18 protein-coding genes and 1 other RNA gene are annotated in these 20,214 nt (G+C 56.3%); 15 read left to right on the top strand and 4 right to left on the bottom strand.

Translation table 11 applies throughout. The features are described 5' to 3' along the window. The first annotated feature begins 177 nt into the window (after positions 1-177). The 6 genes from epd to C3406_RS06375 all read left to right on the top strand — a co-directional run bounded on the left by epd (position 178) and on the right by C3406_RS06375 (position 6,277). Positions 178-1,197 carry an erythrose-4-phosphate dehydrogenase gene (epd, locus tag C3406_RS06400; protein ID WP_103822790.1) on the top strand — a complete coding sequence of 340 codons (1,020 nt, stop codon included), beginning with the start codon at positions 178-180 and terminating at the stop codon, positions 1,195-1,197. A gap of 49 nt (positions 1,198-1,246) precedes the next feature. Then, positions 1,247-2,410, top strand: a complete 1,164-nt coding sequence (pgk, locus tag C3406_RS06395) for a phosphoglycerate kinase (RefSeq protein ID WP_103822789.1) — start codon at positions 1,247-1,249, stop codon at positions 2,408-2,410. A gap of 89 nt (positions 2,411-2,499) precedes the next feature. Continuing rightward, on the top strand, positions 2,500-3,579 hold the full coding sequence (gene fbaA / locus C3406_RS06390) for a class II fructose-bisphosphate aldolase (RefSeq protein ID WP_039029814.1): 1,080 nt from the start codon (positions 2,500-2,502) through the stop codon (positions 3,577-3,579). Between the two features lie 185 nt (positions 3,580-3,764). Beyond that, a complete protein-coding gene (gene mscS / locus C3406_RS06385) occupies positions 3,765-4,622 on the top strand; it encodes a small-conductance mechanosensitive channel MscS (RefSeq protein WP_103822788.1) in 858 nt (285 codons plus the stop codon). A 141-nt stretch (positions 4,623-4,763) separates the two neighbouring features. Next, the gene (gene argO, locus C3406_RS06380; RefSeq protein WP_103822787.1) at positions 4,764-5,399 is read left to right on the top strand and encodes an arginine exporter ArgO; all 636 of its coding nucleotides are present in this window, start codon (positions 4,764-4,766) and stop codon (positions 5,397-5,399) included. Between the two features lie 92 nt (positions 5,400-5,491). Next, positions 5,492-6,277, top strand: a complete 786-nt coding sequence (locus C3406_RS06375; RefSeq protein ID WP_103822786.1) for an oxidative stress defense protein — start codon at positions 5,492-5,494, stop codon at positions 6,275-6,277. A 57-nt stretch (positions 6,278-6,334) separates the two neighbouring features. On the opposite strand, the gene argP is transcribed toward C3406_RS06375, so the two are convergent. Continuing rightward, a complete protein-coding gene (gene argP / locus C3406_RS06370) occupies positions 6,335-7,228 on the bottom strand; it encodes a DNA-binding transcriptional regulator ArgP (protein WP_103822785.1) in 894 nt (297 codons plus the stop codon). A gap of 150 nt (positions 7,229-7,378) precedes the next feature. Between argP and rpiA the strand changes: the two genes are divergently transcribed. After that, positions 7,379-8,038, top strand: coding sequence for a ribose-5-phosphate isomerase RpiA (gene rpiA / locus C3406_RS06365; RefSeq protein ID WP_103180978.1), 660 nt, complete (start codon positions 7,379-7,381; stop codon positions 8,036-8,038). Positions 8,039-8,305: 267 nt separating this feature from the next. Beyond that, on the top strand, positions 8,306-9,538 hold the full coding sequence (serA, locus tag C3406_RS06355) for a phosphoglycerate dehydrogenase (RefSeq protein ID WP_103822783.1): 1,233 nt from the start codon (positions 8,306-8,308) through the stop codon (positions 9,536-9,538). A gap of 90 nt (positions 9,539-9,628) precedes the next feature. Here serA and C3406_RS06345 read toward each other — a convergent pair whose 3' ends face one another. The 3 genes from C3406_RS06345 to zapA all read right to left on the bottom strand — a co-directional run bounded on the left by C3406_RS06345 (position 9,629) and on the right by zapA (position 10,805). Next, complete coding sequence (locus C3406_RS06345; protein WP_103822782.1) at positions 9,629-10,225, bottom strand: 5-formyltetrahydrofolate cyclo-ligase; 597 nt, start codon at positions 10,223-10,225, stop codon at positions 9,629-9,631. Positions 10,226-10,250: 25 nt separating this feature from the next. After that, a non-coding RNA gene (ssrS, locus tag C3406_RS06340) (6S RNA) lies at positions 10,251-10,434 on the bottom strand. A gap of 41 nt (positions 10,435-10,475) precedes the next feature. Then, positions 10,476-10,805 (bottom strand): cell division protein ZapA, encoded by a 330-nt coding sequence (gene zapA, locus C3406_RS06335; RefSeq protein ID WP_039029820.1) that lies wholly within the window; start codon positions 10,803-10,805, stop codon positions 10,476-10,478. Between the two features lie 167 nt (positions 10,806-10,972). Here zapA and C3406_RS06325 point away from each other — a divergent pair, with 167 nt between their 5' ends. The 7 genes from C3406_RS06325 to gcvP all read left to right on the top strand — a co-directional run bounded on the left by C3406_RS06325 (position 10,973) and on the right by gcvP (position 20,213). Then, entirely contained in the window at positions 10,973-11,551 is a 579-nt protein-coding gene (locus tag C3406_RS06325; protein ID WP_146052341.1) for a YecA/YgfB family protein, read from the top strand. Positions 11,552-11,572: 21 nt separating this feature from the next. Further along, positions 11,573-12,886: a Xaa-Pro aminopeptidase gene (gene pepP / locus C3406_RS06320; protein ID WP_103822780.1), complete on the top strand. Its 1,314-nt coding sequence runs from the start codon at positions 11,573-11,575 to the stop codon at positions 12,884-12,886. Beyond that, a complete protein-coding gene (gene ubiH / locus C3406_RS06315) occupies positions 12,883-14,061 on the top strand; it encodes a 2-octaprenyl-6-methoxyphenyl hydroxylase (protein WP_103822779.1) in 1,179 nt (392 codons plus the stop codon). Before pepP ends, ubiH begins: the two co-directional genes overlap by 4 nt. Positions 14,062-14,073: 12 nt before the next feature. Continuing rightward, a complete protein-coding gene (ubiI, locus tag C3406_RS06310) occupies positions 14,074-15,276 on the top strand; it encodes an FAD-dependent 2-octaprenylphenol hydroxylase (RefSeq protein ID WP_103822778.1) in 1,203 nt (400 codons plus the stop codon). Positions 15,277-15,704: 428 nt separating this feature from the next. Then, complete coding sequence (gene gcvT / locus C3406_RS06300; RefSeq protein ID WP_103822776.1) at positions 15,705-16,799, top strand: glycine cleavage system aminomethyltransferase GcvT; 1,095 nt, start codon at positions 15,705-15,707, stop codon at positions 16,797-16,799. Between the two features lie 23 nt (positions 16,800-16,822). Continuing rightward, on the top strand, positions 16,823-17,212 hold the full coding sequence (gene gcvH / locus C3406_RS06295) for a glycine cleavage system protein GcvH (protein ID WP_039029826.1): 390 nt from the start codon (positions 16,823-16,825) through the stop codon (positions 17,210-17,212). Between the two features lie 127 nt (positions 17,213-17,339). Next, the gene (gene gcvP / locus C3406_RS06290) at positions 17,340-20,213 is read left to right on the top strand and encodes an aminomethyl-transferring glycine dehydrogenase (RefSeq protein WP_103822775.1); all 2,874 of its coding nucleotides are present in this window, start codon (positions 17,340-17,342) and stop codon (positions 20,211-20,213) included. Position 20,214 lies beyond the last annotated feature (1 nt).

Raw genomic sequence — 20,214 nt, 5'->3', positions numbered from 1 at the left:
GGACAGTCATTCCCTTTATTCCGTGTTTCGCTTATTCTGGCTGAAGCGTTTCAGTCGATTAAATGTTCGACAAATGACCAATCAGTTGGAGTTTGTGACAGGCAAGGATTCCCCTCAGCGCGTTGCTGCATTACTCTGTCAGCCACCTCGTGTCAGGGAAAGCTTTGCAGGAGACTTATGACCGTACGCGTAGCGATTAATGGTTTCGGTCGCATCGGACGTAACGTGGTTCGTGCTTTATATGAATCCGGACGCCGGGCGGAAATTACCGTGGTGGCCATCAATGAACTGGCGGATGCCGCAGGCATGGCGCATTTATTGAAATATGACACCAGCCATGGACGCTTTGCCTGGGACGTTCGTCAGGAGAGAGAGCAGCTGCTTGTCGGTGATGACGTGATCCGTGTGCTTCATGAGCGGACGATCGAAGCATTACCCTGGCGTGAACTGGGTGTCGATGTGGTTCTCGATTGTACCGGCGTCTACGGCAACCGCGAGCACGGCGAAGCCCATCTGGCGGCTGGCGCAAAGAAAGTGCTCTTTTCACATCCTGGCAGTAACGATCTCGATGCCACGGTGGTTTACGGCGTCAACCATCACGAGTTGCACGCAGAACACCGAATAGTCTCCAATGCCTCCTGTACCACCAACTGTATTATTCCGGTCATCAAACTGCTGGACGATGCCTACGGCATTGAGTCGGGTACGGTTACCACTATCCACTCAGCCATGCACGATCAGCAGGTCATTGACGCTTACCACCCGGACCTGCGACGCACTCGCGCGGCGAGTCAGTCGATTATCCCGGTGGACACCAAACTGGCGGCCGGTATTACCCGAATTTTCCCGCAGTTTGAAGATCGTTTTGAAGCTATCGCCGTCCGCGTACCTACCATCAACGTGACGGCGATCGACCTCAGTGTTACCGTAAAAAAACCGGTAAAAGCCTGTGAGGTCAACCTGTTGCTGCAAAAGGCGGCACAGCAAGCATTTCATGGTATAGTTGACTATACGGAATTACCGTTGGTCTCAGTAGATTTTAACCACGATCCGCATAGCGCTATTGTTGATGGCACCCAAACGCGAGTGAGTGGGGCGCACCTGATCAAAACGCTGGTCTGGTGTGATAATGAATGGGGCTTTGCTAACAGGATGCTCGACACCACGTTAGCCATGGCCGCACAAGGTTTCAGGTAAGACGCGTATTGCGTCTGCAAAACTTTAAGAATCAACGAGAGGATTCACCATGTCTGTAATTAAGATGACCGATCTGGATCTGGCAGGTAAACGCGTTTTCATCCGTGCGGATCTGAACGTACCGGTTAAAGATGGGAAAGTAACCAGCGACGCGCGTATCCGTGCCTCTCTGCCAACCATCGAACTGGCACTGAAGCAGGGTGCAAAAGTGATGGTAACCTCCCACCTGGGTCGTCCGACCGAAGGCGAGTACAACGAAGAATTCTCTCTGCTGCCGGTTGTTAATTACCTGAAAGACAAACTGTCCAGCCCGGTACGTCTGGTTAAAGACTACCTGGACGGCGTGGAAGTTGCTGAAGGTGAGCTGGTTGTTCTGGAAAACGTTCGCTTCAACAAAGGCGAGAAGAAAGACGACGAAACCCTGTCCAAAAAATACGCTGCACTGTGCGACGTATTCGTGATGGACGCCTTCGGTACCGCTCACCGTGCCCAGGCTTCTACCCACGGTATCGGTAAATTCGCCGACGTCGCTTGTGCAGGTCCTCTGCTGGCCGCTGAGCTGGATGCGCTGGGTAAAGCACTGAAAGAACCTGCTCGTCCGATGGTTGCTATCGTTGGTGGTTCTAAAGTTTCCACCAAACTGACCGTTCTGGACTCTCTGTCCAAAATTGCTGACCAGCTGATCGTTGGCGGTGGTATCGCTAACACCTTCGTTGCTGCCCAGGGCCACAACGTGGGTAAATCCCTGTACGAAGCAGACCTGGTTGACGAAGCGAAACGTCTGCTGAGCACCTGCGATATCCCGGTTCCAACTGACGTTCGCGTCGCGACCGAGTTCTCTGAAACCGCAACCGCAGAGCTGAAATCTGTTTCTGACATCAAAAATGAAGAGCAGATTCTGGACCTGGGCGACGCCTCTGCAGAGAAACTGGCTGAAATCCTGAAGAATGCAAAAACCATTCTGTGGAACGGTCCGGTTGGCGTGTTCGAATTCCCGAACTTCCGTAAAGGTACTGAAATCGTGGCTAACGCGATTGCAGACAGCGAAGCATTCTCCATTGCTGGCGGCGGTGACACCCTGGCAGCCATCGATCTGTTCGGTATTTCCGACAAGATCTCCTACATCTCCACTGGCGGCGGCGCATTCCTCGAATTCGTGGAAGGCAAAGTTCTGCCAGCAGTAGCCATGCTCGAAGAGCGCGCTAAGAAGTAAGCCATTTTAGGGCAGGGAAACCTGCCCAATTTTCAGCGCGCTTTTAAGAGCTCGCCCCTTTCCAAGGCCGAAGATACAGGACTCGCAACATGTCTAAAATTTTTGATTTCGTAAAACCTGGCGTGATCACTGGTGATGACGTTCAGAAAGTGTTCCAGGTAGCTAAAGAAAACAACTTTGCTCTGCCAGCGGTTAACTGCGTCGGTACCGACTCTATCAACGCCGTACTGGAAGCTGCAGCCAAAGTTAAAGCGCCGGTAATCGTTCAGTTCTCTAACGGTGGTGCTGCGTTTATCGCAGGTAAAGGCGTGAAAACTGACGTTCCTCAGGGTGCTGCAATCCTGGGCGCAATCTCTGGCGCACATCACGTTCACCAGATGGCTGAGCACTACGGCGTTCCAGTAATCCTGCACACTGACCACTGCGCGAAGAAACTGCTGCCGTGGATCGACGGTCTGCTGGACGCGGGCGAAAAACACTTCGCTGCAACCGGTAAGCCACTGTTCTCTTCTCACATGATCGACCTGTCTGAAGAGTCTCTGGAAGAGAACATCGAGATCTGCTCTAAATACCTGGCGCGCATGGCCAAAATGGACATGACCCTGGAAATCGAACTGGGTTGCACCGGTGGCGAAGAAGACGGCGTGGACAACAGCCACATGGACGCTTCTGCTCTGTACACTCAGCCAGAAGACGTTGATTACGCTTACACCGAGCTGAGCAAAATCAGCCCACGTTTCACTATCGCGGCTTCCTTCGGTAACGTACACGGTGTGTACAAGCCAGGTAACGTGGTTCTGACGCCAACCATCCTGCGTGATTCTCAGGAATACGTTTCCAAGAAACACAACCTGCCGCACAACAGCCTGAACTTCGTCTTCCACGGCGGTTCCGGTTCTTCTGCTCAGGAAATCAAAGATTCCGTTAGCTACGGTGTTATCAAAATGAACATCGATACCGACACCCAATGGGCAACCTGGGACGGTATTCTGCAGTACTACAAAACTAACGAAGCTTACCTGCAGGGCCAGCTGGGCAACCCGAAAGGCGAAGACCAGCCGAACAAGAAATACTACGATCCACGCGTATGGCTGCGTGCAGCCCAGACCTCTATGGTGACGCGTCTGGAGCAGGCTTTCAAAGAGCTGAACGCGGTTGACGTTCTGTAATTTAAGCTGCTGACACCATCAAAAGCCCGCGTTAATCGCGGGCTTTTTTTATGTCTTTTCAACTGGCTATAGCGGCTGTTTTATGTGATCTGCTTGGCATATTGTGGGCTTTTTGTTTACCCTTTACACACTTGCTCCTCTCCGCATGGGGCGGATTTGTGTTTTATGTGCATAAGGAAAGATAAATGGAAGATCTCGGTGTTGTAGATAGCATCAATAACGCGGGCTCCTGGCTGGTGCGTAATCAGGCGTTGCTTATCAGCTATGTCGTAAATATTGCGGCGGCGATTGCCATCGTGGTGGTGGGGATGATCGTTGCCCGGACGGTTGCCAGAGGCATTAACCGCGTGATGCTCGCCCGGCATATTGACGCTACCGTCGCCGATTTCCTCTCGGCAATGGTGCGCTACGCGATTATTGCTTTTACCCTGATAGCAGCAATGGGGCGCGTGGGGGTTCAGACCGCCTCGGTGATTGCGGTACTGGGTGCCGCTGGCCTGGCCGTGGGGCTGGCGCTACAGGGCTCGCTGGCAAACCTGGCGGCCGGCGTGCTGCTGGTTACCTTCCGTCCATTCCGTTCCGGGGAGTATGTCGATCTCGGCGGCACCGCGGGTACGGTGCTGAACGTGCAGATTTTTTCCACTACGCTGCGTTCCGCGGACGGCAAAATTGTTATCGTGCCTAACAAAAAGGTCATCGACGGCAATATCACTAACTTCTCCCGGGAGCCGGTTCGCCGCAATGAGCTTATGATCGGCGTGGGCTATGATTCCGATATCGAGCAGGTGAAAAAACTCATCACCGACATCATTGAATCTGACGAGCGTATCCTGAAAGACCGCGAAATGACGGTTCGCCTTAACGAGCTGGGCGCCTCCTCTATCAACTTCGTTGTCCGTATCTGGAGCAAAAGTAGCGATCTGCAAAGCGTTTACTGGGATGTACTGGAGCGCATCAAGCGCGACTTTGATGCCAACGGCATCAGCTTCCCGTATCCGCAGATGGACGTGAACTTCAAACGGGTGAAAGAACCAGCGGAATAAGGTTTTTACCTTAACCCGGTGCGCACAATGCGTACCGGGTTTTATTAGCTTCCCTTATTGCCAATTAATATTATCCATTTCCTCTTATTATTCTCCCGCAGTATAGTCAGCCCCTAAGACACATTTTTGAGATTGGTTTCCATGTTATCTTTTTACATTCAGGGGCTTATGATTGGCGCGGCGATGATCCTGCCTCTCGGTCCGCAAAATGCCTTCGTCATGAATCAGGGCATTCGACGTCAATATCACATCATGATCGCGCTGCTCTGCGCACTAAGCGATATGCTGCTGATTTGTGCCGGGATTTTTGGCGGTAGCGCGCTGTTGATGCAGTCTCCCTGGCTGCTGGCACTGGTCACCTGGGGCGGCGTCGCCTTTCTGCTCTGGTATGGCTTTGGCGCCCTGAAAACGGCGCTGGGCAGCAATATTGAGCTGGCCAGCGCTGAAGTCATGAAGCAGGGGCGCTGGAAAATTATCGTCACCATGCTGGCGGTGACCTGGCTTAATCCGCACGTTTATCTGGATACGTTTGTGGTGCTGGGCAGCCTGGGAGGGCAGCTGGATGCTGAGCCGAGACGCTGGTTCGCGCTGGGTACCGTGAGCGCCTCCTTCCTCTGGTTCTTTGGTCTGGCGCTGCTCGCTGCATGGCTGGCACCCCGCCTGCGCACCGCCAAAGCCCAGCGCATTATTAACGGCCTGGTCGGTGTGGTGATGTGGTTTATTGCTTTCCAGCTGGCGAAAGAGGGGATTCATCACATTCGTGAACTATTCAACTAAGCGTTGTCTTATGGACATTCGGCCAGCAGTCGCTAAGCTTGCTGGCATGCGCCCTGTTACCTGGGCACTCTTCGCAACATGGAGGAATTAAAGTGAAGTTGAATGTAATTGCCCTGGCGGCATTAATGGGTTTTGGCGCAGCATCCGTGCAGGCCAGTGAACTGCCTGACAGCCCGCATATTGTCACTTCCGGAACCGCAAGCGTGGATGCAGTACCGGATATCGCTACCCTGGCCATTGAAGTTAACGTGGCGGCCAAAGATGCGGCCACCGCCAAGAAACAGGCAGACGATCGCGTTGCGCAATATCTCTCTTTCCTTGAACAGAATGGCATAGCGAAGAAAGATATCAATTCCGCTAATCTGCGCACCCAGCCAGATTACGACTATCAGAATGGCAAAAGCATCCTGAAAGGTTATCGCGCGGTACGTACCGTCGAAGTGACCTTGCGTCAGCTGGATAAACTCAACTCCCTGCTGGATGGCGCGCTGAAAGCGGGTCTGAATGAGATCCGTTCCGTGTCCCTGGGCGTTGCGCAACCTGAGAAATATAAAGACGAAGCGCGTAAAGCGGCGATTGATGACGCCCTGCATCAGGCGCAGCAGCTGGCTTCTGGCTTTAACAGCAAGCTGGGCCCGGTATACAGCGTGCGTTACCACGTCTCTAACTACCAGCCGAGCCCGATGGTGCGCATGATGAAAGCGGAAGCGGCGCCGGTCTCCGCGCAGGATACCTACGAGCAGCCAACGATTCAGTTCGACGATCAGGTTGATGTGGTGTTCCAGCTGGAGCCAGCACAGGGTCAGCAGCAGAGCCAGCAGACTCCACAGGTGCAGCAGCAAGCGCAGCAGCCGGATACGGCGACAAAAGCACCGTAATGGTTGTTTAGCAGTAATAAAAAGCCGGGTGAACGTTAACGCGACCCGGCTTTTTTATTAGTCCTGGCGCAGAACCTTATGGCCGTGGGCCAGCAGCGCATCGGTGACGTTGCGCATCATCCGGCTTTCCGGCGCGAAGCGGTGCCAGTAGAGCATGCGGCGCTGGTGCAGGCCTGGCGTCAGGTCGATCAGCTCGCCGCTCTGTAGCTCTTTCTCGATCTGCAGATGCGGGATCATGCAACAGGTTGTGCCCTGACGCGCCAGCTGCACGAAGGCTTCTGATGAGTTAACGATATGGCAGGGTACGCTGCCGGGCGGCAGGTCGAAGTTCTGCTGTAAAAACGCCTGATGCATATCATCGAGATGGTCAAACGCCACGGCGGGCGCTTTCAGCAGCGCCGCGCGGGTGACGCCATTCGGGAAGTAACGTTCAGCAAAGGCTTTGGAGGCGACGAACAGATAATCCAGCGCCCCCAGCTGATCCACCAGGCAGCTCGGCAGCGCCTGAGGCTGGATACTGACCGCGCCCACCACTTCACCGCGACGCAGACGCTCCTGGGTACGGGTTTCATCTTCCACCTGCAAATTCAGCCGGATAGGCGAATCGGCCAGCACCGGGGCGAGGGCAGGCAGCAGCCAGGTTGCCAGGCTGTCGGCGTTGACCGCCAGTGACAGGAGCAGCGGCGTGGAGCCGGTCTGTTCATCCCCCAGCCACTCATCTTCCAGCAGCTCAACCTGACGCAGCAGCGCCAGCAGTTTTTGCCCCTGTTCGGTGGGACGCGGCGGAACGGTACGAACCAGCAGCGGCTGTCCGAACATATTCTCAAGCTGTTTGATCCGTTGCGAAACGGCGGACTGGGTAATGCACAGCTTCTGTGCTGCGCGTTCGAATCCGCGTTCACGAATAACGGCATCAAGGGCCTGTAATGTTCTGTAGTCCGGACGTTTCATTGCTCTGGCTGACTCCCAAATGATTCAATACTTCGCACTATGACATAAATTTATGTTTGATACAGACGAAATTGGTGACCTTGCAGATCACATGGCGCAGGTGAATGCTCTATAATGCGCGTCACGCAAAATCACCACGGGCAAGAGATCATGACGCAGGATGAACTGAAAAAAGCAGTAGGATGGGCCGCTCTCCAGTATGTACAGCCGGGTACCATTGTCGGCGTGGGCACAGGATCAACGGCAGCACACTTTATTGATGCACTGGGCACGATGAAAGGGCAGATCGAGGGCGCGGTTTCCAGCTCCGATGCATCCACGGAAAAGCTGAAAAGCCTGGGCATTACCGTTTTCGATCTGAATGAAGTTGACCGCCTGGGTATCTACGTTGATGGCGCGGATGAAATCAACGGTCATATGCAGATGATCAAAGGCGGCGGCGCGGCGCTGACGCGCGAAAAAATCATCGCCTCTGTTGCGGACAAGTTCATCTGTATCGCCGATGCTTCGAAGCAGGTGGATATCCTTGGCAAATTCCCGCTGCCGGTTGAAGTAATCCCGATGGCACGTAGCGCGGTTGCCCGTGAGCTGGTCAAGCTGGGCGGACGCCCGGAATACCGTCAGGGCGTGGTGACGGACAACGGTAACGTGATTCTGGATGTTCACGGTCTGGAGATCCTGGACGCCGTGGCGCTGGAAAACGCCATCAATGGCCTGCCAGGCGTAGTAACCGTAGGGTTATTCGCCAACCGTGGCGCGGATGTCGCGCTGATTGGCACCGCCGAAGGCGTCAAAACCATCGTGAAATGATCTGACGGGGGGAGCTTCCCCCCGCTAATTATTTTTGCAAAAGCGATATTTGGTGACTTGTGTCACATTTATAACCCTCTCCTGACGATCCTGCCGCTTTCCTACTACTCCACAGAATAATTCACTGCCAATTGCGGCTGTATGACATTTCTTCAGAGTGCCGACGCAAACGTTCATATTGCTGCAATAGTTTTTTTTGATATGTTGGCGGGAGTGGATTTCAATCCAGCACAACAACAGTTCAGACAATCAGACAGGGTCGGGGAAATGGCAAAGGTATCACTGGAGAAAGACAAGATTAAATTTCTGCTGGTCGAAGGGGTGCATCAGAAAGCACTGGATAGCCTTCGTGCGGCGGGTTACACCAACATCGAATTTCACAAAGGTGCACTGGATACCGAACAGCTGAAAGAGTCGATCCGTGATGCCCACTTCATTGGCCTGCGATCCCGTACCCACCTGACAGAAGAGGTTATTGCCGCGGCAGAAAAACTGGTGGCGATTGGCTGCTTCTGCATCGGCACCAACCAGGTCGATCTCAATGCTGCCGCGAAGCGCGGTATCCCGGTATTCAACGCGCCATTCTCCAACACCCGTTCCGTGGCGGAGCTGGTCATCGGTGAACTCCTGCTGCTGCTGCGCGGCATTCCTGAAGCCAACGCCAAAGCGCACCGCGGGATCTGGAATAAACTCGCCTCCGGCTCCTACGAAGCGCGTGGTAAAAAGCTGGGGATTATCGGTTACGGCCACATCGGTACACAGCTGGGCATTCTCGCCGAATCGCTCGGGATGCACGTCTTCTTCTACGACATTGAAAGCAAACTGCCGCTGGGTAACGCCACCCAGGTTCAGCATCTCTCCGATCTGCTCAACATGAGCGACGTGGTGAGCCTGCACGTGCCGGAAAACGCCTCTACCAAAAATATGATGGGTGCGGAAGAGCTGGCGCTGATGAAGCCGGGCTCGCTGCTGATCAACGCCGCGCGCGGTACGGTGGTGGATATTCCTGCCCTGTGTGACGCCCTGAAAAGCAAACATCTGGCGGGGGCGGCCATTGACGTCTTCCCGACCGAGCCGGCGACTAACAGCGATCCATTCAGCTCGCCGCTGTGTGAGTTCGACAACGTGATCCTGACCCCGCACATTGGCGGCTCCACGCAGGAAGCACAGGAAAATATCGGTCTTGAAGTGGCCGGTAAGCTGAGCAAATACTCCGACAACGGTTCAACCCTCTCTGCAGTCAACTTCCCGGAAGTTTCTCTGCCGCTGCACGGCGGACGCCGTCTGCTGCACATCCATGAAAACCGTCCGGGCGTGCTGACGGCCATTAACCAGATCTTCGCCGAGCAGGGGGTTAACATCGCCGCACAGTACCTGCAAACTAACGCGCAGATGGGTTATGTGGTTATCGATATCGAAGCGGATGAAGACGTTGCAGAGAAAGCGCTGCAGGGGATGAAAGCCATTCCGGGCACGATTCGCGCGCGTCTGCTTTACTGATTTAGTGCGGTCTGCTGCCCGGCGGCGCTTTGCTTGCCGGGCCTACGGATTGTGTAGGCCGGGTAAGGCGACGCCGCCACCCGGCTTTTTTCACCACTGCCAAATCCTGGACGGCGTCACCACCGCAGGCAGCGGGATATCCCACTTCTCCACCGGTAACGTTTCCACGCCCTGACAATCATGCGCATAGCCCACGGGATGTAAACCGTACTGCTGCCAGTTCTGCAACGTGCGATCGTAAAACCCCCCGCCCATGCCTAAGCGCTGGCCGCTCTCATCAAACGCCACCAGCGGCGTCACCAGCACATCCAGCTGATCCAGCGGCAATACGTCGCGCACGTCCAGTTTCGGCTCGGTGATTTTCAGACGATTCACCACCAGTTCGCTGTGAGGGTGATAGTGCAGAAACAGGAGATGACCCGGGCTAAAAGGGTGGAGTACCGGCAGATAGACCTTTTTCCCGGTGCGCCAGAGTTCATCGATCAGCGGCTGGGTATCCAGTTCGCCGTCAAAGGAGAGAAACAGGGCCACCGTGTGCGCCATGACCATAGGCGGATACGCCATCATGCGGGCCGCGGCTTGCTGCGCGAAATGGGCTTGCTGTTCAGGCGTTAAAGCTCTGCGTTGCTGACGGATAAACTGACGAATGTGTTGACGTGTGGCAGGAACTTCAGGAAGTTGCGTCATGGTAGTCGCTGGGTAGAAAGGTGAGGGAATCTCCGAGATGCCGCCGCAGGCTGTAACCCTTGAACCCTTGGTTCAAGGTGAATGTGTCGTCATGATTTTAAGGCTTCTCGGACGAACCGAGCATGCTCACCAACCATGGAGCGCCACATTCTTGTGGTATGAAATATCGGCTCAGGGGACTGGCCCGCATGCGAACATCTCAGAGAAATTTTTCCTTCAGGGTCACTCTACCATAGTAGACCATGAAGTGTTATTCAAAGTTTTGCCCCGGTCTGTCAGTAATGCGACCCTGATCAAGCAATGCCTGTTCAATGGTCTGCTGGAGCATTTTAATGCGTTGTTCCATGCTCGCCGCGTATTCGCGGGTCTTCGCTTTTTCCTGAGTCAGTTCATAACTGATGTTCAACGCGGCGATGAAAACCAGCTGCTCAGTATTTGTGACTCTAGTGCGTTCTTTTAAATCTTGCAACCGCTGATTCAAATCATCCGCAGCCTGATTCAAAGCATCCCTTTGTTCAGGCGGACAATTCACTCGCAGCGAACGGCCAAAAATTTGGATATCGACGGGTTGTGCAGACATGCCACCTTCCTGCTGTTTGACTGCGCTGCCTTCACACCCGATTCCGGGGGCTGCGAAGGGGCGACACTATAGCTACCCTGGTGCGCAGATACAAGCCCTATTCTGGTTCACCAGGGTCCAAAGTGGTAGCATACCATGAATATTCCTCCCAATGATGACGAATGCGCATGCCTATACAGAACGAAATGCCTGGCTACAACGACGTTAGCCAGTTACTGAACCAGCAGGGCGTGGGTTTAACACCTGCTGAAATGCACGGTCTGATCAGCGGGATGCTGTGTGGTGGAAACAACGACAGCTCATGGCTGCCGCTGGTTCACGACCTGACGAACGAAGGTCTGGCGTTTGGTCACGATCTGGCCCAGGCGTTGCGCAGTATGCATGGCGCAATCAGCGATGCGCTGGAAGATGACGGCTTCCTTTTTCAGCTTTATCTGCCTGATGGCGACGACGTCAGCGTGTTCGATCGCGCCGATGCGCTGGCCGGGTGGGTTAACCATTACCTGTTGGGGTTGGGCGTAACGCAGCCTAAACTTGAAAAGGTGACGGGCGAAGCCGGAGAAGCGATCGACGATCTGCGCAACATTGCACAGCTGGGCTACGACGAGGAAGAGGACCAGGAAGAGCTGGAAATGTCCCTCGAAGAGATCATTGAGTATGTGCGCGTCGCGTCGTTGCTCTGCCACGATACCTTTACGCGGACTCAGCCCACTGCGCCGGAAGTGCGCAAACCAACCTTACACTAATAACAACTACTGGAGGGTGTCATGACTCAGCAAGAGTACCTTCGTCGCCGTCAGGCGCTGCTGGCCACCATGCAGCCGGGAAGCGCCGCGCTGATATTTGCCGCACCGGAGGCCACGCGCAGTAACGATAGCGAATACCCGTATCGCCAGAGCAGTGATTTCTGGTACTTCACCGGCTTCAACGAGCCGGAGTCGGTACTGGTGCTGATTAAAAGTGATGACACCCACAACCACAGCGTGCTGTTTAACCGCGTCCGGGATCTCACCGCCGAGATCTGGTTTGGCCGTCGGCTGGGACAGCAGGCCGCGCCGGAAAAGCTGGGCGTGGATCGCGCCCTGGCGTTCAGCGAAATCAACGATCAGCTTTACCAGCTGCTTAATGGCCTGGATGTGGTTTACCACGCCCAGGGCGAATATGCGTATGCCGACGAGATTCTCTTTGCCGCGCTGGATAAGCTGCGTAAAGGCTCCCGGCAAAATCTGAAAGCGCCCGCAACGATCACCGACTGGCGTCCCGTTGTGCATGAACTGCGCCTGTTTAAATCGGCTGAAGAGCTGGAGGTGATGCGTCGTGCGGGTGAGATCAGCGCGCTGGCCCATACAAGGGCGATGGAGAAGTGCCGTCCGGGGATGTTCGAATATCAGCTCGAAGGGGAAATTCATCATGAGTTTTCCCGCCACGGCGCGCGCTATCCGGCCTACAACACCATTGTGGGCGGTGGTGAAAATGGCTGCATTCTTCACTACACCGAAAACGAGTCCGAACTGCGGGATGGCGATCTGGTGCTGATTGATGCCGGATGTGAATTTAAAGGCTATGCCGGGGATATCACCCGCACCTTCCCGGTGAACGGTAAATTTACCCCAGCCCAACGCGCCATTTACGACATCGTGCTGCACTCGCTGGACACTGCGCTGATGCTGTTCCGCCCCGGCACCTCTATTCAGGAAGTCACCGGCGAAGTGGTGCGCATTATGGTCAGCGGACTGGTGGATCTGGGTATCCTGCAGGGCGATGTCGATCAGCTGATTGCTGAGAACGCGCACCGTTCCTTCTTTATGCATGGCCTGAGCCACTGGCTGGGGCTGGACGTGCATGATGTGGGTGCCTATGGCCCGGAGCGTTCGCGCGTGCTGGAGCCTGGCATGGTGCTGACCGTTGAGCCGGGACTCTATATCGCACCGGATGCCGATGTGCCTGTGGAGTATCGCGGTATCGGCATTCGTATCGAAGATGACATCGTTATCACCGAAACCGGCAACGAAAACCTCACCGCATCGGTGGTGAAAAACGCCGACGAGATCGAGGCGCTGATGGCGGCGGCGCGCGCATGAGTATCATCATCGTTGGCGGAGGCATGACGGGAGCGACGCTGGCGCTGACCCTCTCTTCCCTGACCCAGGGTAAGCTGCCGATCCATCTTGTCGAAGCGGTTGCGCCGCAGTCGACGGGCCATCCGGGATTTGACGGACGCGCTATCGCCCTGGCGCAGGGCACCTGCCAGCAGCTCGCGCGTAGCGGCATCTGGCAGGCGATTGCCGATTGCGCCACGGCCATCGAAACCGTTCATGTCAGCGACCGGGGTCATGCCGGGTTTGTCACCCTTGAGGCGCAGGATTACCGCATTGATGCGCTGGGGCAGGTGGTTGAACTGCACGACGTGGGCCTGCGCCTGTTCCGTCTGCTAAAGGAGGCCCCAGGCGTGACGCTGCATTGCCCGGCGCGCGTGGAGCATTTTATCCGCAGCGAAGCGGCGGTGAGCGTCACCCTCGATGACGGCACGACCCTTGACGGACAACTGCTGGTGGCAGCCGACGGCTCCCGTTCGGCGCTCGGCCAGCAGTGTGGGATCCAGTGGCAACAGCAGCCGTATCATCAGCTGGCGGTGATTGCCAATGTCGCCACCGCCGAGCCGCACCGTGGCCGCGCTTTTGAACGTTTTACCCAGCATGGCCCGCTGGCCATGCTGCCGATGTCGCAGGGGCGCAGCTCGCTGGTCTGGTGCCATTCGCTGGAGAGTGCGGACGACGTGCAGAGCTGGTCTGATGAACGCTTCTGCACCGAACTGCAAAAAGCCTTTGGCTGGCGGCTGGGGCGGATCACCCATGCGGGCAAGCGTTCGGTCTATCCCCTGGCCTTAACCACGGCGTCGCAATCTGTCTCCCATCGCGTCGCGCTGGTGGGCAATGCGGCACAGACGTTACATCCCATCGCCGGACAGGGCTTTAACCTCGGGCTGCGCGATGTCATGAGCCTCGCCGAAACCCTGGCCCAGGCATTTGCGCAACAGCAGGATTGCGGGGCATATCCGGTGTTATGCCACTACCAGAAGCGTCGCCAGGCAGATAAAGCGGCGACGATCGGCGTAACCGACGGGCTGGTGCATCTGTTTGCCAATCGCTGGGCGCCGCTGGTAGCGGGACGTAACGCCGGGTTAATGGCGATGGAACTATTTATTCCGGCACGTGATGTGCTGGCACAGAGGACGCTTGGTTGGGTCGCTCGCTAAGGAGTAAACAAAGTGCAGAATGTTGATGTCGCCATTGTCGGTGGCGGAATGGTAGGACTGGCGCTGGCCTGCGGTCTGCAGGGGAGCGGTCTGCGCGTGGCGGTGCTGGAGCAGAAACAGCCGCAGCCTGTCGCTCCCGATGCGCCGCCTGAGCTACGCGTTTCGGCGATCAACGCCGCCAGTGAAAAGCTGCTGACCCGCGTTGGCGTCTGGTCAGAAATTATCGCCCAGCGCGCCAGCTGCTATCACGGCATGGAAGTGTGGGATAAAGACAGCTTCGGGCATATCGCCTTTGATGATGAGAGCATGGGCTACAGCCATCTCGGCCATATCATCGAAAACGCGGTGATCCATCATGCCTTGTGGCAGAAAGCGCAGCAGTGCAGCGACGTTACGCTGATTGCCCCCGCGCAGCTGCAGCAGGTGGCCTGGGGCGAAAATGATGCCTTTATTACCCTGCAAAGCGGCGACATGCTGACCGCGCGTCTGGTGGTCGGGGCCGATGGTGCCAACTCCTGGTTGCGCAACAAAGCTGACATTCCACTGACGTACTGGGACTACCGCCATCATGCGCTGGTCGCCACTATTCGCACCGCAGAGCCACACCAGGCCGTGGCCCGGCAGATCTTCCATAACGACGGCATTCTGGCTTTTTTGCCCCTCAGCGATGCGCATCTCTGTTCCATCGTCTGGTCGCTTTCCCCTGAGAAGGCGCAGCAGATGCAGGAGGCTTCAGCCGAAGAATTTAATCAGGCCCTGTGCGTGGCCTTTGATAACCGGCTGGGGCTTTGCACCGTCGAAAGCGAGCGTCAGGTATTCCCGTTAACCGGTCGCTATGCGCGCCAGTTCGCGGCGCATCGCCTGGCGCTGGTGGGCGACGCGGCGCACACCATTCATCCGCTGGCCGGGCAGGGGGTAAACTTGGGCTTTATGGATGCCGCCGAGCTGGTGAATGAACTGCGCCGCCTCCATCGTGAAGGCAAAGATATCGGTCAGCATCTTTACCTGCGCCGGTACGAGCGTAGCCGTAAGCACAGCGCGGCAATGATGCTGGCGGGGATGCAGGGCTTCCGCGAACTCTTTGCCGGTGCCAACCCGGCGAAAAAACTGCTGCGCGATCTTGGCCTGAAACTGGCTGACACCCTCCCGGGCGTTAAACCACAACTCCTGCGTCAGGCGATGGGTCTTAACGACCTGCCGGACTGGCTACGCTAATTTAGAACTCCATCACACTTTATTCTCCCGGCCTGCAGGCCGGGGGATCTCCCTCGTTTGAAATAATCTAATTTCACCGTCTTTTTCGCATTAGATTAACTAATCTGACTATTTTTATGTTACGGAAATTTCGCGCATTTTTCCGCAGTAAATATCAGTCCGTGCTAAATCTTCTCTTATTGCCTTTGCGTTTGTGCGGAATGATTCGCATTTTTGCAGTGAATAATTCTGTACGCTTTGCTGGCTTTTTTGACCATAAGCTAATGTGATGACCCATTTTGCCTTATGGTTAACCACCGTTTTCGGTGGTAAGTTCAGGTAAAAGAGAACGTTTGCGTCGGTGTCCGGGAGCGATGCCGATGCCGGGTTTTGTGGTGAATTTTTCGCCATGAAACGCAAGACAGCCCAGCTCATTCAACGAGGATAAGATGGCTCAACAGACGCCTTTGTATGAACAACACACCTTATGCGGTGCACGTATGGTCGATTTCCATGGCTGGATGATGCCGCTGCATTATGGTTCGCAGATTGATGAGCATCATGCGGTGCGCACCGATGCCGGTATGTTCGACGTCTCGCATATGACCATTGTCGATCTGCACGGCAGCCGCACCCGGGAGTTTCTGCGTTATCTGCTGGCAAACGACGTCGCCAAACTGAAGACGCCGGGTAAAGCGCTCTATACCGGCATGCTGAATGCCTCCGGCGGCGTCATTGACGACCTGATTGTCTATTACCTCTCTGAAGATTTCTTCCGCCTCGTTGTAAACTCCGCCACCCGCGAAAAAGACCTCTCCTGGATCACCCAACACGCTGAACCTTACGGCATCGACATCACCGTGCGTGACGACCTGTCGCTGATTGCGGTGCAGGGGCCAAATGCTCAGGCGAAAGCCGCCTCCCTGTTTAACGACGAACAGCGCAAAGCCACCGAAGGCATGAAGCCGTTCTTTGGCGTGCAGGCGGGCGATCTCTTTGTGGCGACTACCGGCTACACCGGTGAAGCGGGCTATGAAATTGCCATGCCGAACGAAAAAGCGGCTGACTTCTGGCGTGCGCTGGTGGAAGCGGGCGTTAAGCCGGCAGGTCTGGGCGCGCGCGATACGCTGCGTCTGGAAGCCGGTATGAATTTGTATGGCCAGGAGATGGACGAAGGCGTCTCTCCGCTGGCGGCTAACATGGGCTGGACCATTGCCTGGGAACCGGCCGATCGCGATTTTATCGGTCGTGAAGTGCTGGAACAGCAGCGTGAGAAGGGCACCGAACAGCTGGTTGGCCTGGTAATGACCGAGAAAGGCGTGCTGCGCGGTGAACTGCCGGTACGTTTCACCGATGCCAATGGCAACCACTGCGAAGGCATTATCACCAGCGGCACCTTCTCCCCGACGCTGGGTTACAGTATTGCGCTGGCGCGTGTGCCGGCGGGCATTGGCGAGACGGCCGTGGTGCAGATCCGCAACCGCGAAATGCCGGTCCGCGTGACCAAACCGATTTTTGTTCGCGCCGGTAAACCGGTCGCCTAATTATTTTTATCAGGAGAAATTCAATGAGCAATGTGCCAGCAGAACTGAAATACAGCAAAGAACACGAGTGGCTGCGCAAAGAAGCCGACGGCACCTATACCGTTGGGATCACCGAACATGCTCAGGAGCTGTTAGGTGACATGGTCTTTGTGGATCTGCCGGAAGTGGGCGCGACCGTGACTGCGGGCGACGACTGTGCGGTGGCGGAATCTGTTAAAGCCGCTTCTGATATCTATGCGCCAGTGGGCGGTGAAATCGTGGCGGTTAACGACGCCCTGAGCGACTCCCCGGAGCTGGTCAACAGCGAGCCTTACGGCGAAGGCTGGATCTTTAAAATCAAAGCCAGCGACGAAGCGGAAGTTGCCGCCCTGCTGGATGCCACCGCGTACGAAGCCTTACTGGAAGACGAATAATGTTGTGCCGGATGGCGCTGCGCTTATCCGGCCTCCAGAACAACGTAGGCCCGGTAAGCGTTAGCGCCACCGGGCAACAGAGTTACAGACAACTACGATTCACTGCACGTTTCAGGAACCATCGCTCATGACACAGACTTTAAGCCAGCTTGAAAACCGTGGCGCCTTCATCGAACGTCACATTGGGCCGGATGCTCAGCAACAGCAGGAGATGCTGAAGACGGTTGGCGCGGATTCGCTCAACGCCTTGATCGGCCAGATCGTGCCAAAGGATATTCAGCTCGACACGCCGCCGCAGGTGGGGGAATCGACCACTGAATATGCCGCCCTGGCGGAACTGAAAGGCATTGCCAGCCTGAACAAGCGCTTTAAGTCTTACATTGGCATGGGCTACACCAACGTGCAGTTACCGCCGGTGATCCTGCGCAACATGCTGGAAAACCCGGGCTGGTACACCGCGTACACCCCTTATCAGCCGGAAGTCTCTCAGGGCCGTCTGGAAGCGCTGCTCAACTTCCAGCAGGTGACGCTGGATCTGACCGGTCTGGACATCGCCTCTGCGTCCCTGCTGGATGAAGCCACTGCCGCCGCAGAAGCGATGGCGATGGCAAAACGCGTCAGCAAACTGAAGGGCGCAAACCGCTTCTTCGTCGCAGCCGACGTTCATCCGCAAACCCTTGACGTGGTACGTACCCGTGCAGAGACCTTTGGCTTTGAAGTGATCGTTGATGATGCTGAGAAAGTGCTGGATCACCAGGATGTGTTCGGCGTGCTGTTGCAGCAGGTTGGCACCACCGGTGAAGTGCACGATTACGCCAAACTGATTGCCGAGCTGAAAGGGCGCAAAATTGTCGTCAGCGTGGCGGCCGATTTTATGGCGCTGGTGTTGTTAACCGCCCCGGGCAAACAGGGTGCGGATATCGTCTTCGGCTCCGCGCAACGCTTCGGCGTACCGATGGGCTACGGCGGCCCGCACGCGGCCTTCTTCGCCGCTAAAGATGAATTCAAACGCTCCATGCCAGGCCGTATTATTGGCGTATCGAAAGATGCCGCCGGCAACACCGCCCTGCGCATGGCGATGCAGACTCGCGAGCAGCACATCCGCCGTGAGAAAGCGAACTCCAACATCTGTACCTCTCAGGTACTGCTGGCCAACATCGCCAGCCTTTATGCGGTCTTCCATGGCCCGGTTGGCCTGAAGCGTATCGCCAGCCGCATTCATCGCCTGGCCGATATTCTCGCCTGTGGCCTGCAGCAGAAAGGTCAAAAACTGCGTCACGCCCACTTCTTCGATACCCTGTGCGTTGACGTGGCCGACAAAGCGACCGTGCTGGCACGCGCAGAAGCGGCAGAGATTAACCTGCGCAGCGATATCCTGAATGCGGTCAGCATCACCCTGGATGAGACCACCACCCGTGACGATCTGCAGGTGCTCTTCAACGTTCTGCTGGGTGAAGACCACGGTCTGGACGTGGATACCCTCGATAAAGAGGTGGCGCACGACAGCCGCTCCATTCAGGCGAGCATGCTGCGCGATGACGCGATCCTGACGCATCCGGTCTTTAACCGCTATCACAGCGAAACCGAGATGATGCGCTATATGCATTCTCTGGAGCGCAAAGATCTGGCCCTGAACCAGGCGATGATCCCGCTGGGCTCCTGCACCATGAAGCTGAACGCCGCCGCTGAGATGATCCCCATCACCTGGCCGGAATTCGCTGAACTGCACCCATTCTGCCCGGCCGATCAGGCGGAAGGATTTCATCAGATGATCAACCAGCTCTCCGACTGGCTGGTGAAACTGACCGGCTACGACGCACTCTGCATGCAGCCAAACTCCGGCGCCCAGGGTGAATACGCAGGTCTGCTGGCGATCCGCCATTACCACGAGAGCCGTAACGAAGGGCATCGTGATATCTGCCTGATCCCAAGCTCCGCCCACGGCACCAACCCGGCATCGGCCCAGATGGCAGGGATGGAAGTGGTGGTGGTGGCCTGCGATAAAAACGGCAACATCGATCTGGCTGACCTGCGTGCGAAAGCGGAACAGACCGGCGATAAGCTCTCCTGCATCATGGTCACCTATCCGTCCACTCACGGCGTGTATGAAGAGACCATCCGCGAAGTGTGCGAAATCGTGCACCAGTATGGCGGCCAGGTTTACCTCGATGGCGCCAACATGAACGCCCAGGTGGGGATCACCACGCCAGGCTTTATCGGCGCGGACGTGTCGCACCTGAACCTGCACAAAACCTTCTGCATTCCGCACGGCGGTGGCGGTCCGGGCATGGGCCCAATCGGTGTGAAAGCGCACCTGGCGCCGTTTGTTCCGGGCCACAGCGTGGTGCAGATCGAAGGCATGCTGACCCGTCAGGGCGCGGTCTCTGCGGCACCGTTCGGCAGCGCCTCTATTCTGCCAATCAGCTGGATGTATATCCGCATGATGGGCGCGGAAGGGCTGAAGCAGGCCAGCCAGGTGGCGATCCTGAATGCCAACTACATCGCGACGCGTCTGAAAGATGCCTATCCGGTGCTCTACACCGGCCGTGATGGTCGCGTGGCGCACGAGTGCATCCTCGATATTCGTCCTCTGAAAGAAGAGACCGGTATTAGCGAGCTAGATATCGCCAAGCGTCTGATCGACTACGGCTTCCACGCCCCGACCATGTCGTTCCCGGTTGCGGGTACGCTGATGGTTGAACCAACCGAGTCCGAAAGCAAAGTTGAACTGGACCGCTTTATCGATGCGATGCTGGCGATCCGCAGTGAAATCGACCGCGTGAAGGCCGGGGAGTGGACCCTGGAAGATAACCCGCTGGTTAACGCGCCGCATACCCAGAACGAACTGGTAGCAGAGTGGAACCACGGTTACACCCGCGAACTGGCGGTCTTCCCGGCAGGCGTAGCCAACAAGTACTGGCCGACCGTGAAGCGTCTTGATGACGTTTACGGCGACCGTAACCTGTTCTGCTCCTGTGTGCCGATGAGCGAATACCAGTAAT

It is taken from the genome of Leclercia sp. LSNIH8 (assembly GCF_002920195.1).
Classification (GTDB): domain Bacteria; phylum Pseudomonadota; class Gammaproteobacteria; order Enterobacterales; family Enterobacteriaceae; genus Enterobacter.
Note: the sequence above shows the minus strand (reverse complement) of the source record. Positions and strands in the feature narration are given on the sequence as shown.

Coding starts and splice junctions, on each gene's coding strand:
- epd (WP_103822790.1), top strand. CDS start 178: ATGACCGTACGCGTAGCGATTAATGGTTTCGGTCGCATCGGACGTAAC.
- pgk (WP_103822789.1), top strand. CDS start 1,247: ATGTCTGTAATTAAGATGACCGATCTGGATCTGGCAGGTAAACGCGTT.
- fbaA (WP_039029814.1), top strand. CDS start 2,500: ATGTCTAAAATTTTTGATTTCGTAAAACCTGGCGTGATCACTGGTGAT.
- mscS (WP_103822788.1), top strand. CDS start 3,765: ATGGAAGATCTCGGTGTTGTAGATAGCATCAATAACGCGGGCTCCTGG.
- argO (WP_103822787.1), top strand. CDS start 4,764: ATGTTATCTTTTTACATTCAGGGGCTTATGATTGGCGCGGCGATGATC.
- argP (WP_103822785.1), bottom strand. CDS start 7,228: ATGAAACGTCCGGACTACAGAACATTACAGGCCCTTGATGCCGTTATT.
- rpiA (WP_103180978.1), top strand. CDS start 7,379: ATGACGCAGGATGAACTGAAAAAAGCAGTAGGATGGGCCGCTCTCCAG.
- serA (WP_103822783.1), top strand. CDS start 8,306: ATGGCAAAGGTATCACTGGAGAAAGACAAGATTAAATTTCTGCTGGTC.
- C3406_RS06345 (WP_103822782.1), bottom strand. CDS start 10,225: ATGACGCAACTTCCTGAAGTTCCTGCCACACGTCAACACATTCGTCAG.
- zapA (WP_039029820.1), bottom strand. CDS start 10,805: ATGTCTGCACAACCCGTCGATATCCAAATTTTTGGCCGTTCGCTGCGA.
- C3406_RS06325 (WP_146052341.1), top strand. CDS start 10,973: ATGCCTATACAGAACGAAATGCCTGGCTACAACGACGTTAGCCAGTTA.
- pepP (WP_103822780.1), top strand. CDS start 11,573: ATGACTCAGCAAGAGTACCTTCGTCGCCGTCAGGCGCTGCTGGCCACC.
- ubiH (WP_103822779.1), top strand. CDS start 12,883: ATGAGTATCATCATCGTTGGCGGAGGCATGACGGGAGCGACGCTGGCG.
- gcvT (WP_103822776.1), top strand. CDS start 15,705: ATGGCTCAACAGACGCCTTTGTATGAACAACACACCTTATGCGGTGCA.
- gcvH (WP_039029826.1), top strand. CDS start 16,823: ATGAGCAATGTGCCAGCAGAACTGAAATACAGCAAAGAACACGAGTGG.
- gcvP (WP_103822775.1), top strand. CDS start 17,340: ATGACACAGACTTTAAGCCAGCTTGAAAACCGTGGCGCCTTCATCGAA.